The 14,471-nt window shown below is 69.2% G+C and carries 10 protein-coding genes; 4 read left to right on the top strand and 6 right to left on the bottom strand.

The annotated features are described in order from the left end of the window. Window positions 1–132: 132 nt before the first annotated feature. Together IEY86_RS16410 and IEY86_RS16405 are read right to left on the bottom strand one after the other, a co-directional pair. Entirely contained in the window at window positions 133–963 is an 831-nt protein-coding gene (locus tag IEY86_RS16410) for a M23 family metallopeptidase (RefSeq protein ID WP_189132438.1), read from the bottom strand. 609 nt (window positions 964–1,572) lie between these two features. Then, window positions 1,573–2,196, bottom strand: a complete 624-nt coding sequence (locus IEY86_RS16405) for an NAD(P)-dependent oxidoreductase (RefSeq protein WP_189132437.1) — start codon at window positions 2,194–2,196, stop codon at window positions 1,573–1,575. Window positions 2,197–2,418: 222 nt separating this feature from the next. Between IEY86_RS16405 and IEY86_RS16400 the strand changes: the two genes are divergently transcribed. From IEY86_RS16400 to IEY86_RS16390, 3 genes are read left to right on the top strand one after another with little or no spacing between them, the layout of a single operon-like run. Further along, on the top strand, window positions 2,419–5,742 hold the full coding sequence (locus IEY86_RS16400; RefSeq protein ID WP_189132436.1) for a serine protease: 3,324 nt from the start codon (window positions 2,419–2,421) through the stop codon (window positions 5,740–5,742). A gap of 36 nt (window positions 5,743–5,778) precedes the next feature. Next, entirely contained in the window at window positions 5,779–6,183 is a 405-nt protein-coding gene (locus tag IEY86_RS16395) for a trypco2 family protein (protein WP_229698487.1), read from the top strand. 13 nt (window positions 6,184–6,196) lie between these two features. Beyond that, window positions 6,197–9,244, top strand: coding sequence for an NACHT domain-containing protein (locus IEY86_RS16390; RefSeq protein WP_229698486.1), 3,048 nt, complete (start codon window positions 6,197–6,199; stop codon window positions 9,242–9,244). A gap of 109 nt (window positions 9,245–9,353) precedes the next feature. On the opposite strand, the gene IEY86_RS16385 is transcribed toward IEY86_RS16390, so the two are convergent. Further along, complete coding sequence (locus IEY86_RS16385; RefSeq protein ID WP_189132435.1) at window positions 9,354–11,870, bottom strand: ATP-dependent Clp protease ATP-binding subunit; 2,517 nt, start codon at window positions 11,868–11,870, stop codon at window positions 9,354–9,356. A 381-nt stretch (window positions 11,871–12,251) separates the two neighbouring features. Between IEY86_RS16385 and IEY86_RS16380 the strand changes: the two genes are divergently transcribed. Continuing rightward, window positions 12,252–12,989, top strand: a complete 738-nt coding sequence (locus IEY86_RS16380; protein ID WP_189132434.1) for an SCO3374 family protein — start codon at window positions 12,252–12,254, stop codon at window positions 12,987–12,989. Here the strand turns inward: IEY86_RS16380 and IEY86_RS16375 are convergent. From IEY86_RS16375 to IEY86_RS16365, 3 genes are all read right to left on the bottom strand, one after another. Beyond that, complete coding sequence (locus IEY86_RS16375) at window positions 12,968–13,312, bottom strand: histone-like nucleoid-structuring protein Lsr2 (RefSeq protein WP_189132433.1); 345 nt, start codon at window positions 13,310–13,312, stop codon at window positions 12,968–12,970. The genes IEY86_RS16380 and IEY86_RS16375 overlap by 22 nt on opposite strands. 157 nt (window positions 13,313–13,469) lie before the next feature. Continuing rightward, the gene (locus IEY86_RS16370; RefSeq protein ID WP_189132432.1) at window positions 13,470–13,973 is read right to left on the bottom strand and encodes an amino-acid N-acetyltransferase; all 504 of its coding nucleotides are present in this window, start codon (window positions 13,971–13,973) and stop codon (window positions 13,470–13,472) included. A gap of 9 nt (window positions 13,974–13,982) precedes the next feature. Beyond that, entirely contained in the window at window positions 13,983–14,387 is a 405-nt protein-coding gene (locus tag IEY86_RS16365; protein ID WP_189132431.1) for a BlaI/MecI/CopY family transcriptional regulator, read from the bottom strand. Window positions 14,388–14,471: the final 84 nt, after the last annotated feature.

The raw sequence follows: 14,471 nt of genomic DNA, 5'->3' as shown, positions 1-14,471 counted from the left end.
CGGCACTCCTTCCGGGCTGCCATGGGTGGCCGAGCGTCCGCGCCGTCTCCCGCTCACCTCATGTTCCCCCGTCCCGGCTGCCTACGCAGTCCCCATGTGCCGGACAGCGTAGGCCGAACGACGACGGGACGGTCAGACGTTCACACCATGGTCACGCAGGAAGGACAGCGGCTCGATGGCGGAGCCGTAGACCGGGGTGTTGCGGATCTCGAAGTGCAGGTGGGGGCCGGTCGAGTTGCCGGTGTTGCCGGACAGACCGATCTGCTGGCCCAGCGAGACGTGCTGGCCCGCGTGGACCTGGAGCTTCGAGAGGTGGCCGTACTGGCTGTAGCGGCCGTCGGCGTGCTTGATCACGATGTTGTTGCCGTAGGCACCGCCCCATCCGGCCTGGACGACAGTGCCCTCGTGGACGGAGTGGACGGGGGTGCCGATCGGCACGGCGAAGTCCTGGCCGGAGTGCTTGTGGGCCCAGTGGGCGCCGCCCTGGTTGAACCCGGCGCTGAGGGTGAACCTGTCCACCGGCTTGTCCCAGCCCATGGGCGCACGGTGCTCAGCGCGCGAGGCCTTCTTGGGTGCGGCCTTGTTGACGACCTCGGCGCGCTTTTGGACGGAGGCCTGGACGGCGCGGTCCTTGACGGCGTCCTTCTTCTTCGGCTGGACGGGCTTGGCGGCGGGCTTGGCCTTGGGCTTCGCGGCCGGCTTCGCGGGCTTGGCCTTGGGCTTCGCGGCCGGCTTGGCGGCGGGCTTGGCCTTGGGCTTCGCAGCCGGCTTGGCCGCCTCCTTCTTGACCTGCGGCTGAGCGGCGGCGGTGGGGGCCTTGTGCTGCGGGGCATCGCCCTCAGTCGCGGCGGCCGCGAACGGCACTGCCGTCAGCACCGCGGCAGCGCCGGTGGTCGCCAGCGCGATCCGCAGACGCTTGCTGGATGCCAGAGCAGTACGTGCCGTGTCGATGGTCTTGCGCATGGGGGTGCTACCTCGAAACAGATGGGGGAATTGGAAGTGGCAATCCGAAGTGATGCTGTTCGGCGGATGCCGTGCATCTCCGGAGCGCCTCAACCTTTGTAGCCGCCGGTTCGAGGCATGAAAAGAGGTGCTGATACTAAAGAGGGCCGTCCCGGAAACCCCACGGAACCCCGGCCCAATGGTCCCGAAACGGACCCCCACGATCGGGGGGCGCACCCCCCGTACGCCCTGCGATCGCCAGGGCGCTTCCCAGCCGACCTGCGGGTTTACCTAACAGTCGAAGGTCCCGAATCCGACAGGGCCACAATTCCCGCCCCCGGCGAATTGACCTACCGAATACCGGCCAACTATTCCGGATAGTGCTCACCTGGAGGCAGTGACGCAGCTCACTGGCACATAAGTTCCGGTCCCGATCGGGCGGTACTTCCGCCGCCTTTCCCCGGTACTTTTGCCGCTCTGCCCGCGGTACTTTTGCCGCCCGACAAAGGGCCCAAGGTCCCAAATCCGGCATTCCCGAAGAACAGGAATCCGTCAGCCGCCGCCCCCGCGGTATCCGCGCGAGACGGGAGCCGCTGGGAAAGGTCGTGTGGATCGAGTTCGACGGAGGGGTCAGGTCGTGAGGATGGCGGTTCTTCCGGACCAGGCGGGATGCTCCAGCTCGGAGAGCATGAAGTGGGCCACGTCGGCGCGGCTGATGCGGGGCATGCCCTGGAAGTCGAAGCGGTCGCCCACGCGGTAGGTGCCCGTGAGGGGCCTGTTCGTCAGGGCGACCGGGTACACCAGGGTCACGTCGAGGTCGCTCGCCAGGAGCTTGCGGTCCGCCTGCTCCTTGTCGGCGTAGAGCTTCCTGAGCATCGTCCGGTAGAAGAACCGCTGCACCGGCGACGCCTGCCGCTCGGTGCCGCCCACCCCGAACGCCGACAGGAAGATCAGGCGGCGGACCCCCGCTTCGTGCATCGCCGGGATGAGCGCGTCCACGGCGCGGCCGACGATGTCGGAAGTGAGGCTCTTCCCCGACCCCAGGGTGCTCAGCACCGCGTCATGGCCGAGGGCGGCGCCGGCGACCTCCTGCTCGTCGGCGACATCGCCGACCATCACGGTCAGCCGTTCGTTCCCCTGGCTGATCTTCTCCGGGGTACGGACCAGCGCGGTGACATGGTGGCCCCGTTCCAGGGCCTGGCCGACCACCTGCTGCCCCGTGGCGCCGGTGGCGCCGAGAAGTAGGAGTTTCATGGGCCTTCCCGACATTCGCCGTGTTCGGTGACCATGATCGCCCATCCCGGAGCACTTCCCGGCGAGGCGCGGCCGTCGCTCGGCGACACCGCACGCGGGCGGGCCCACCGGGGCCCGGCCGGTGATCGCGGATCACCCACCTGCCTCAACGCTCCGTAATACCATCGTCACTGCATGACGGCCGCTTCACCGGCCGGGACGGCACTGCGGGGGGAGCACACCATGGGACCCGAAACGGCTCGGACGGTGGCCGTGCTGGGAGCCGGCCAGGGCAGCGGATACCTCCTCACCCCGCGGTTGGTGCTGACCGCCGCCCATGTGGTGGAGGGGGCGGACGAGGTCCGCGTGGTCGCCCACGGCGGCACGGGGAAAGCGCCCTGCGACGTCGTCTGGTCGCGCCGCGGCCCCGACGATCCCCGCGATGTGGCCCTGTTGCGGGCGCATCGCGATGTGGTGCCCCTGTCCACCGCCGCGCGGTTCACCGCCACCCGCTGGGGGAAGGTCGTCAGCTCCCGCCCCTGGCACGGCTGCGAAGCCATCGGCTTTCCCGAGGTCGAGCGCTATGGGCAGGGCCGGCTGGACACCGGGCACCTGGTCGGGACGCTCAAGCCCGGATCCGGAGCGGTCCATGGCCGCCAGAGCGTCGACATCGAGGACACCCCGCCCGTCCCGGGCAGGCACCAGCCGTCCCCCTGGGCGGGCATGTCCGGAGCCGCCATGTTCGCCGGCGGCCTGCTCATCGGTGTGGTCACCGTGGATCCCGAGGGCTGGCGGCACGGGCGCATCGAATCGTTTCCCGTGCACCGGCTCTTCGACGACGAGGACTTCTCGCGGACCGTGCACACCCACCTCGGCAACCCGGTCCGCGTCGAGGAGATCACCGAGGAGAACGCGGGCGACTTCCCCTTCGAGACCGAGTACCTGCGGGCGCTCGCCCGGCAGCACGGCACGGTCGAGATCTTCGGTCTCCCGAGGCACCTGGGCACCAGGGAGGGGTGGCCTCTGGAGACGGTCTACCTGGAGCTGGAGGCGACGGCGGTCACCCATCCCGCCGACGCCGACGCCGGCGAACAGGAACGTGACCAGGAGCGCAAGAACGAGACCGGTTCCCAGCCGGTCCACCGGCTCGTGGGCGAGCACAAGCGGATCCTGGTGCGAGGCGACGCCGGAAGCGGGAAGTCGACCCTGATCCAGTGGCTGGCCGTCCATGTGGCCGAGGGGCGGCTCGGCCCCGACCTGGCCCACCTCCATGGGCGGGTGCCGTTCGTCCTCAAGCTGCGCAAGCAGCACAAGAACGGGATGCTGCGCCCCACCGCGAGCCGGCTCCTCGAAGCCGGCGAGGCGCTCGTCCATGACGCCCAGCCCCGCGGCTGGGCGCACCGCGTCCTCTCGGTCGGCCGGGGCCTTCTGCTGATCGACGGGATGGACGAGGTCCCCGAGCAGCAGCGCCTCGACAGCCGCCAGTGGCTCCGGGAGTTCCTGGGCCGGTACCCGGAAACGCGCTGCCTGGTCACCGTCCGGCCGTCCGCTGTGGAGTCCGGCTGGCTGGAGCGCGAGGGCTTCCTGGAGCTCACCCTCGAGTCCATGCACGGTGAGGGTGTCCGCCAGTTCGTGGAGTGCTGGCACAACGCGGCGGGCCAGGACATCGGCGAGCGCGCGGGTGTGCGCGACCGGTCAGGGGAGTTACGACGGCTCGGCGAACTGCGCGACGCGCTGATGAGGGCCCTCGACCGCCACGGCTACCTCGCCCAACTGGCCACCAGCCCCCTGCTGTGCGGCATGATCTGCGCTCTGCACCGCCATGACGAGGGGTACCTGCCGACCGGGCGCATGGCCCTCTACGACGACGCCCTGAAGATGCTGTTGGGCAAGCGCGACCGGCTCCGGGGCACCGACCTGGCCGAGCCGGTGGTGCTCGACTACCGGGAGCAGATGCGCCTTCTCCAGCACATCGCGGCCTGCCTGGTGCGCGAGGGGCGAGCCGAGGCGAGGCACGCCGAGGTCATCGAGCAGATCGACTCGGTGCTGCCGAACATGTCCCGCCTGTCCGAGCGGACGTCCGGAGAGGAGGTACTGCCGGTCCTGGTCAACCGCAGCGGCGTCCTGCGCGAGCTGACCACGGACAGTATCGACTTTCTCCACAGGACGTTTCAGGACTACCTGGCCGCCAAGGAGTTCATCGAAGCCGGTGGCGATGCCATCTCGTTGATGCTCGAGCACTCCGAGTCCGAGCAGTGGGCGGAGGTGATCCGCATGGCTGTCGCGCACGACAGCCGACGGTACGGAGCCGACCTGCTACGAGGCCTGCTGGAGCGGGGAGACAGGGCGGGTGGGCCCGCGCGCCGGAGCCTCCACCTGCTGGCCGGGTCCTGCCTCGCCCTCAGCGACTTCCTGGATTCCGATCTGCGGGCACGGACGAAAGCCCGCATAGCCGAGCTGATGCCTCCCGGCGCCTATGAGGTGTCCCAGTTCGCGCTGATCGGCGAGGAGATGCTGAAACTTCTACCGGAGCCGGGCAGTCTGGACTCCGCATCCGCCCGGGCCGTCGCTTTCGCTGCCGCCGCGGTCGGAGGCGCGGAGGCGATGGAAGTCATCAAGCGTCTGGCCATGGGAGCCCGTCCCGAAGTCGCGTCCGTGGTCGTTGAGACCTGGCGCGAGTTCCCGGCAGCGGCCTTCGCCAGAGCGATCCTCACCCGGCTGGATCTCACGCAGGTGTCATTGAGCGTGACCGACGCCGACCAACTGGCCGAGCTTCAGGACCTACAGCCCTCCGGCCGCATCGTGCTCTACGGGGACTTCCCTTCTGCGACGCTGTCCGAGGCACTGTCCGGTCTCGCTGCCAAGAGCCTGTGGATCATCGCGAACCGTGCCCTGGACGACATTGGATTCCTGCGCTCGCTCCGGGAGATCGAGGACCTCTACCTCTACCAATGCCAGGCATTGGAAGATCTCACCCCGCTGAAGGACACGGCGCTGCACGAACTCGATATCCGCGCAGCGGCCCCCGCGCTCGACCTCTCGGTGATCGCCGAGATTCCCGGGCTCAAAGAGCTCACCCTGGCCGACCCCTCCACTCGCCCCCGGCCGAACCGCGCGGTCTCGAAGCTGAGGCTGGTCTCCCGCGACCCGGCGGTACTCGACGACATCCATGAATGGGTCTGCCTGGAACACCTGACTGTCGAGGACATGAGGTGCCCGCCGGAGCTGTTGAACAGGTTGGCGATGCTGCCCATGCTGAGAATTCTCACGCTTCGCATTGAGGACATGGACTGGTCACCGGGCGGAATCCCCCTGCGGAACGTCAGGAAGCTCAACGTCGAGGTCTCCGCCGAGTACCCGGATCTGGCGGGGATCGTCCAGCGATTTCCCGCCCTTGAGCAGCTGGGCCTGGACGCGAACGTCGACACGGGTGTTCCAGTGGACCTTTCCCCGCTGCGAGGTGCCACACAGCCGAAGAGCATCCACATCTACCTACCGGGGACCACCGAGGACGTCCAGGTCATCGGACAGGAACTGTTCCCCCCGGGAACGGTTCACATCTCCTAGCGCACCATTCCACCGCCAACCACTCCGGGGGACCCCATGAACAACGGCAACGACAACAACGGCAACAGCAACAGCAACAGCGGCAACGGCAACGGCAACGGCAACGGCAACGGCCTCGGTGGGATCGAGCTCGCCAAGGCCGTCCAGGCGGTACGGGACGAGCTCATGGAGGCTGCCGCCGACGGGGCCGGCAAGCGGCTGCGGTTCGAGGTCGGGGAGATCCAGATGGAGTTCGCCGTGGAACTGCGCCGCGACAAGCGCGTCAAGGGCGGGGTGAAGGCCTGGGTGTTCACCGCCGACGCCGACCGCGGAAGCGGCTCCGCGCACACCCACAAGGTCGCCTTCACCCTCAAGCCCAAGGACGCCCGCACCGGACGCGGGTGGGAGGTCGGGAACGACGACCTCGGCGATGTCTCCGCCTTCGGCACGGCGGGCGAGTAGGGCAGTGGGAGCCGTGGGAGCGGAGGCAAGCCGGGGCGCGGGGGCCTCGGGACCGGAGAAGGAGCGCGTCGCCGCCGTCTTCGGCCACCGTCAGGGCAGTGGCTACCTCCTGAGCCCCAGGCTCGTCCTGACCGCCGCCCACCCGTTCTCGTCGCCGCACGGGCCCGCGCAGACGCCGCCCAGGCCCCCGCACCCGCCGCACAGGCCCCCGCGGCCCGAGGCGCGGGCCATCGTGCCGGGAGGGCGCGGCCTGGTTCCCTGCCGGGTGGTGTGGGTGGACCAGGAGTGCGACGCGGCGCTCCTGCTCGCCGAGGACGACCTGGTGACCGCCGACACCGCCAGGGCGCTGCAGCCGGTCGGCCTGGCGGTGGTCACCGGGGTCTCGCCACTGCACGGCTGCCAGGCCATCGGCTTCCCCGACGTCCAGCGCGACGACGCCCAGCACCTCGACAGCGAGCACTTCCTGGGCACCTTGAAACCCGGCTCGGGGATGGTCCGGGGCCGCTATGCCGTGGACAGCGCCCACACCCCGCCCGGCGCCGCGCGGGGCGACGGCTCGCCGTGGGCGGGGATGTCCGGGGCTGCGCTGTTCGCCGAGGGCCGTCTGATCGGGGTGGTCGTCCACGATCCGGCCGGATGGCAGCACGGGCGCCTGACGGCCGTACCCGCGGTCACGCTCCTCGAGCGCGCGAACTTCCGCGCCGCGTACCGCAGGTACACCGGAGTTCCGCCGTCGCTGTCCGACGTGGCCGCCGCCCCGGACCCCGCCGCCGAGTTCGAGCACCGCTACGGCAGTTACGTCGCCGCCAAGTACGGCAGCCTCACGATCTTCGGGCTGGACCTCAGCCGCCGTGCGACCTGGCCCCTGGACTCGGCCTATCTGAGCCTGGAGGCCAGCTGCGCCGACGACTGGTGGAGGAGCGCGCAGGCGCCGGGCCCGTTCCCCACGCCGACCCGCACACCCGCCCGCGCCTCGCATCGCGCGGACGAGGTGCTGGCCGGGCGCAGCAGGGTGCTCCTGCGGGGCGTCGCCGGTTCCGGGAAGACCACGCTGGTGCAGTGGCTGGCGGTCTCCACGGCCCAGCAGGACCCCGAGAGCTGTATGCGGCACCTGATCGGCAGGATCCCGTTCGTCCTGCCGCTGCGGACCGTCCTGCGGCGGGGAGAGCTGCCCTCGCCCGCGGAGTTCCTGGCCGCCGCCGGCAACCCCCTCCACGCCGCGCAGCCCGACGGCTGGGCGGACGCGGTCCTGGGCGCCGGACGGGCACTCCTGCTCGTGGACGGCATCGACGAGATCCCCGAGCGGGAGCGGGAACGGACGAGGGGCTGGCTGCGCGACCTGCTGATCGCCTACCCGGACAACCTCTGGCTGGTGACCTCCCGCCCCTCCGCGATCACCGACGGCTGGCTGGACGACGAGGACTTCACCGAGCTGACGCTCAGTCCCATGACCCGGCCGGAAGTCGGCACCTTCGTCCGCCGCTGGCACACCGCGGCTCGCGCCACGTGCGGTGACGACGACGAGGAACGGCGGCGGCTCGACGAATTCGAGCGCCGGCTGCTGGATGTGCTCGACACCAAGCAGGACCTGTCCCGCCTGGCCACCAATCCGCTCATGTGCGGGCTGATCTGCGCCCTGCACCGCGACCGCCGGGCCAACCTGCCGCGCGGCCGCAAGGACCTCTACGACGCCGCCCTGTCCATGCTCCTGACCCGGCGCGACGAGGAGAGGGACGTGGGCGCGCCGGACGGGATCTGGCTGAGCGAGGAGGCCCAGATCCAGCTCCTCCAGCGCCTGGCCTACTGGCTGATCCGCAATGGCCAGGTGGAGCTGGAGCACGGCCTGGCCCGGGAACTGGTCGAGGCGGCGCTGCCCACCATGCCCGCCGTCGCCGCGCAGGGCGACGCCCAGCGGATTCTGCGCCATCTGCTGGTGCGCAGCGGCCTCCTGCGCCGCCCCACGGCCGACACGGTCGACTTCGTCCACCGCACCTTCCAGGACTTCCTGGGCGCCAAGGCCGCCGTGGAGGCGAGGGACTTCGACCTCATGGTCCGCAACGCCCACGACGACCAGTGGGAGGACGTGATCCGCATGGCCGTCGCCCACGCCCGGCCCGACGAGCGGGCCAGGATCCTGCGCAAGCTGGTGACCCGGGGCGACAAGGTGAAGTCCCGCCGCGACCGGCTGCATCTGCTGGCCATGGCCTGCCTGGAGCACGCGACGGAGCTCGATCCCCGGATCCGCGCGATGGTGGAGGAACGGGCGGCCAGGCTCATCCCGCCGCACGACAGCGCCGAGGCGGAGACCCTGGCCGCCGTGGGGCCCGTGGTGCTGGAGCTGCTGCACAACGCGGAACATCTGTCACCGGACGGCCTCACCGAGGAGGAGGCCTTGGCCGTCGTCGTCACCGCGTCCAGGATCGGAACCGGCGCCGCCGTCCCGGTGCTCGCCCGATTCCGGCAGCACCCGTCGCTCAGCGTCCTGCGGCAGCTCGCCGGCGCCTGGCGCCACTTCGACACCGCCCACTACGCCCGCGAGGTCATCGCGCACCTCGACCACCGGGCGCTGTACTTCACCGCGCGCTCCTGCGCGCAGCTGCGGATCCTGCGGGAGCTGGGCAAGGACGCCCGGCTCCAGGTCGTCGGCCGCCACGGCGAGGAGGAGCTGCGGGACGCACTCGACCTCGGCGCCGTGGAGATGCTGAGGATCGAGGACAACGACCGGCTGCGCGATCTCGGCTTCCTCGGGGCGGCCTCGCGGCTCAAGCTCCTCCAGCTCGACGGCTGCCCAGCGATCGAGTCACTGGCGCCTCTGGCCGTGCCGCCCCGGCTGACCATCCTCCTCCTCGATGCGTCGATGCTGGACCTGCTGCACCGGGTGTGCCTGCCGACCATCGACTACCTGGCCGTCGTCGGCGGCACCGGGGCCGAGGACCACTCACGGACGGCCACCGCCTGCCCGGGACTGCGGGAGCTTCATCTGTATCCGGACCCGGGGGCGGCCGCGGACCGGGGGCCCCGCTCGGCGCCACTGCACCAGGCCTCGGTGATCGTCCACTGACCAGCCGCCTGGACATGGGCGGCCGAACGAGGCAGGCCATCGACGCCGAGCAACGGCAGGGCCCCCGTCGCCGCCGAAGCGGTGACGGGGGCCCTGGTCGCTCGGGGCGCTACTCCTTGCTCAGGTTCGGCCCGGAGTCCGCGGCCTCGACCGGAGGCACGTCCGGCAGGGCTGCCTTCTCCTCGCCGGCGAAGGTGAACTTCGCGCTCTCTCCGTCGCCCTCCACGTCCACGACCACGATGTGGCCGGGGCGCAGCTCGCCGAAGAGGATCTTCTCCGACAGCTGGTCCTCGATCTCGCGCTGGATCGTCCGGCGCAGCGGGCGGGCGCCCAGCACCGGGTCGTAGCCGCGCTTGGCGAGCAGCTTCTTGGCGTCCGGACGGAGCTCGAGGCCCATGTCGCGGTCCTTGAGGCGCTCGTCCACCTTGGCGGCCATGAGGTCGACGATCCTGACGATGTCTTCCTCGGACAGCTGGTGGAACACGACGATGTCGTCCACGCGGTTGAGGAACTCGGGGCGGAAGTGCTGCTTGAGCTCCTCGCCGACCTTGGCCTTCATCCGGTCGTACCCGGTGCGGGCGTCACCCGTGGCCGCGAAGCCGAGGTTGAAGCCCTTGGAGATGTCCCGGGTCCCGAGGTTGGTGGTCATGATGATGACCGTGTTCTTGAAGTCCACGACCCGGCCCTGGGAGTCGGTCAGGCGACCGTCCTCCAGGATCTGCAGCAGCGAATTGAAGATATCGGGGTGGGCCTTCTCGACCTCGTCGAACAGGACGACGGAGAACGGCTTGCGGCGGACCTTCTCGGTCAGCTGCCCGCCCTCTTCATAGCCGACGTATCCGGGCGGCGAGCCGAACAGCCGCGAGACCGTGTGCTTCTCGCTGAACTCCGACATGTCGAGCTGGATCAGCGCGTCCTCGTCACCGAAGAGGAACTCCGCCAGCGTCTTCGACAGCTCGGTCTTACCGACACCGGACGGGCCGGCGAAGATGAACGAGCCACCGGGGCGCTTGGGGTCCTTCAGGCCGGCGCGAGTACGGCGGATGGCCTGCGAGAGCGCCTTGATGGCGTCCTTCTGGCCGATGACCCGCTTGTGGAGCTCGTCCTCCATGCGCAGCAGACGCGAGGACTCCTCCTCGGTCAGCTTGAACACGGGGATACCGGTCGCGGTCGCGAGGACCTCGGCGATCAGCTCCTCGTCGACCTCGGCCACGACATCCATGTCGCCGGCCTTCCACTCCTTCTCCCGCTTGGCCTTCGCCGCCAGCAGCTGCTTCTCCTTGTCGCGGAGGGAGGCCGCCTTCTCGAAGTCCTGGGAGTCGATGGCCGACTCCTTCTCGCGGCGCACGTCGGCGATCTTCTCGTCGAACTCGCGCAGGTCCGGCGGAGCGGTCATCCGGCGGATGCGCATCCGGGAGCCCGCCTCGTCGATGAGGTCGATGGCCTTGTCCGGCAGGAACCGGTCCGAGATGTACCGGTCCGCCAGCGTGGCGGCCGCGACGAGGGCGGAGTCCGTGATCGAGACGCGGTGGTGCGCCTCGTACCGGTCCCGCAGGCCCTTGAGGATCTCGATGGTGTGGGGAAGGGACGGCTCCGCGACCTGGATGGGCTGGAAGCGGCGCTCCAGCGCCGCGTCCTTCTCCAGGTGCTTGCGGTACTCGTCGAGTGTGGTGGCGCCGATGGTCTGCAGCTCGCCGCGGGCCAGCATCGGCTTGAGGATGCTGGCGGCGTCGATGGCGCCCTCGGCGGCACCCGCACCCACCAGGGTGTGGAGCTCGTCGATGAACAGGATGATGTCGCCGCGGGTGCGGATCTCCTTGAGGACCTTCTTCAGGCGCTCCTCGAAGTCACCGCGGTAACGCGACCCGGCGACCAGGGCGCCGAGGTCGAGCGTGTAGAGCTGCTTGTCCTTGAGCGTCTCGGGCACCTCGCCCTTGACGATGGCCTGGGCCAGGCCCTCCACGACGGCGGTCTTGCCGACGCCGGGCTCGCCGATGAGAACGGGGTTGTTCTTCGTACGGCGGGACAGGACCTGCATGACCCGCTCGATCTCCTTCTCGCGCCCGATGACCGGGTCGAGCTTGGACTCACGAGCGGCCTGAGTCAGGTTGCGGCCGAACTGGTCCAGGACGAGCGAGGTCGAGGGAGTGCCCTCGGCCGGGCCGCCGGACGTGGCCGCTTCCTTGCCCTGGTATCCGGAGAGCAGCTGGATGACCTGCTGCCTCACACGGTTGAGATCGGCGCCCAGCTTCACGAGGACCTGGGCGGCGACGCCTTCGCCCTCGCGGATCAGGCCGAGCAGGATGTGCTCGGTGCCGATGTAGTTGTGACCGAGCTGGAGCGCCTCACGCAGGGACAGCTCCAGCACCTTTTTGGCACGGGGTGTGAAGGGGATGTGGCCGGACGGGGCCTGCTGGCCCTGACCGATGATCTCCTCCACCTGCTGGCGGACCGCCTCGAGCGAAATCCCGAGGCTCTCCAGGGCCTTCGCAGCGACACCCTCACCCTCGTGGATCAGGCCCAGGAGGATGTGCTCAGTACCGATGTAGTTGTGGTTGAGCATCCGGGCTTCTTCCTGAGCCAGGACGACAACCCGCCGCGCGCGGTCGGTGAACCTCTCGAACATCGTTAATCGCTCCTCAGAGCGGTCGGGCAGATCGGGGACGGTCCCCTCCCTGTCCTTCCGCATGCTAGTCCCGGCGAAGGGACAGCTCACTTCAACCGTCGACTCCTGCCTGTGGACTTCTGCCCGAGACAGCCGACAACAGCTCCAACCCGATCCTGAGAGACGATGTTCCCGCAGGCCAGGCAGATGCACTTGTTTGTAGTACGCCCATGGCGAACGCCGCGTTCACACCGTCTCGTAAATGCGTCTCCTCAAAGGTCTTCACTACCCCCACTCTTACCCGTCCAGCCTCGCGGTACCACCGCTGCGACCCTATCGCAACAAGAAGTAGGGGGCTGTTACGTTGCGTAACCTCAACCCCTGGAGACCGTTGCTCCCGGCATGAGCGGAGCACCGGTCACGGCACCGGGCACGGCGCTGGGCGCGGCACCGAGAACGGTGGACCGGTACCGCGCCGAACTGGGCTGGCCGGTGGCCGAGCGGGCGGACGGCTCGGTGGACCTGCTGACCGGGACGAGCTTCGACGCCCTGGAGATGCCGCTGGGCGCGGGACGGGCGGTGCTGCGCCGACTGGGCCCCGGTGGCACGGGCCCTGTGGCCGCCTGGGACAGCCGCGCGTACTTCCTGGTGGCACCGGGAGGGGCGGCCGATCTGCCCGGGCTGCTGGAGTGGCTGGAGTGGGGCGGGATCGCCCTCGACATCGTTGCCCATGGCCCCGGTGGACGGCTCCGGGCACCGCAGATGCCGTTTCGGGAGTGCCGGGAGTCCCGGGAGTTCCAGGAGTGCCTGGAGTCCCGGCAGTTTCAGGAGTTTACGGAGACGGGGGAGCCGCGGGAGCGGTGGCCCGCCGGGCGGCGGCGCGCTGCAGACGAGCGGTGGGAGGCCGCCGACCGGATCCTGCCGGTTTGGCTGCGGCCTCCCAGCCCGGGATCCGACGCCGCACTGCCCGTGCTCGGCGTTCCGGGGACGAGAAGCGCCCAGTCCCCCGACCTGGCGCGTCTCGTGGTGGCGGCCGCCAATGCCTGCCACCGGGCCCGGCTCTTCCCTGCGGTCCCGCCGTACGGGGCCGCGGAGCGAGCGGACGGTCACCCCGACGATCAGGCGTGGGCCTTGTCGTAGGCGTCGCGGATGGTGGCGGGCACACGGCCGCGGTCGTTGACCTCGTATCCGTTGTCCTTCGCCCAGGCGCGGATCTTGGCGGTGTCCTGCGCCGAGCTGCCGGCGGCGGCACCCCGAGCGCCGCGGCTGCGGCCGCGGCCGGCCCGGCCGCCGGTCTTGCGTCCACTGTCCACGTAGGGCGTGAGCAGCTTGCGGAGCTTGTCCGCGTTGTCCGTCGTGAGGTCGATCTCGTACGAAACACCGTCGAGAGCGAACGTCACCGTCTCGTCGGCCTCGCCACCGTCGAGGTCATCGACTAGAAGAACCTGAACCTTCTGTGCCACCGGGCTTCCCTTTCATCCAAAACGGATTACCTGGGAAAAGGAAACCGCTTTTGCCGGGAAAACTCAAACCCTTCGCCCGGATCCGTGGGAGCAACATGGACATACCCGCTGTGCACAAGCGGAGTTCAGCGTTCATGATGCGGCTCCAAGCGACCGCTCAGAGCTGCAACAGCATCCGGCTGTTACCCAAGGTGTTCGGCTTCACTCGTTCGAGGTCCAGGAACTCCGCAACGCCCTCGTCATAGGAACGGAGCAGCTCGGAGTACACATCCCCGTCGACCGGGGTCTCACCGATCTCCACGAAGCCGTGCTTGGAGAAGAACTCGACTTCGAAGGTCAGACAGAAAATCCGCCGAACGCCCAGCCAGCGAGCAGTCGACAAGAGCTTCTCGAGTAGCCGGTGCCCGACGCGGTGGCCCCGGTAGACGGGGTCCACGGCGAGGGTCCGCACTTCGGCCAGGTCCTGCCACATCACATGCAGTGCGCCGCAGCCGATGACCTCACCGTCCTCGTCCCGTTCGGCGACCCAGAACTCCTGGACGTCTTCGTAAAGGGTCACCGTGGGCTTGTCGAGCAGGATGCGGTCGCGCGAGTACGAGTCCACCAGGCGACGCACGGCCCGCACATCGCTCGTCCTGGCTCGACGGATGGTGATTTCCATGCCTGGACGCTATCGCCCGGGCTCCTCACCCGGCTCGGCGGGAGGCTCCACAGTGGCCGCCGGCACTACTCGCAATGCGTCCCTGAGGGCTTCGAGCTGTTCCGCGGACATCATGCCGAAGAAGTGGACGAGGGCCGCGGCAGCGTTGTCACTCGTCGCCCACGCCTCGTTCATCAGAGCGGCCGTGTAAGCCTCACGAGTGGAAACTGCCTCATACCGATAGGCGCGGCCTTCGCGTTCCCTGCGGAGCCAGCCCTTGTGATGAAGGTTGTCCATTACCGTCATCACCGTCGTGTACGCGATCGTCCGTGACTGCTGAAGATCTTCGAGCACTTCACGAACCGTGACCGGACGGTTCCACTGCCAAACACGGGTCATGACCGCGTCTTCCAGCTCACCCAGACGCCGCGGCATACGGGCACCCCCTTTCAAAATTGTGGCGAATGCGACATTTACTAGGGCGAATAATGACAAAGCCCCGGCGAGAAGGCCACTGCC

The organism is Wenjunlia tyrosinilytica (genome assembly GCF_014646055.1).
GTDB classification, from domain to species: Bacteria; Actinomycetota; Actinomycetes; order Streptomycetales; family Streptomycetaceae; genus Wenjunlia; species Wenjunlia tyrosinilytica.
The sequence above is the reverse complement of the archived record's forward strand: the minus strand, read 5'-3'. Positions and strand labels throughout refer to the sequence as shown.

Excerpts from the sequence above, each read along its gene's own strand:
- IEY86_RS16365 (WP_189132431.1), bottom strand. The coding sequence starts at position 14,387 with ATGCCGCGGCGTCTGGGTGAGCTGGAAGACGCGGTCATGACCCGTGTT.
- IEY86_RS16380 (WP_189132434.1), top strand. The coding sequence starts at position 12,252 with ATGAGCGGAGCACCGGTCACGGCACCGGGCACGGCGCTGGGCGCGGCA.
- IEY86_RS16400 (WP_189132436.1), top strand. The coding sequence starts at position 2,419 with ATGGGACCCGAAACGGCTCGGACGGTGGCCGTGCTGGGAGCCGGCCAG.
- IEY86_RS16395 (WP_229698487.1), top strand. The coding sequence starts at position 5,779 with ATGAACAACGGCAACGACAACAACGGCAACAGCAACAGCAACAGCGGC.
- IEY86_RS16405 (WP_189132437.1), bottom strand. The coding sequence starts at position 2,196 with ATGAAACTCCTACTTCTCGGCGCCACCGGCGCCACGGGGCAGCAGGTG.
- IEY86_RS16370 (WP_189132432.1), bottom strand. The coding sequence starts at position 13,973 with ATGGAAATCACCATCCGTCGAGCCAGGACGAGCGATGTGCGGGCCGTG.
- IEY86_RS16385 (WP_189132435.1), bottom strand. The coding sequence starts at position 11,870 with ATGTTCGAGAGGTTCACCGACCGCGCGCGGCGGGTTGTCGTCCTGGCT.
- IEY86_RS16410 (WP_189132438.1), bottom strand. The coding sequence starts at position 963 with ATGCGCAAGACCATCGACACGGCACGTACTGCTCTGGCATCCAGCAAG.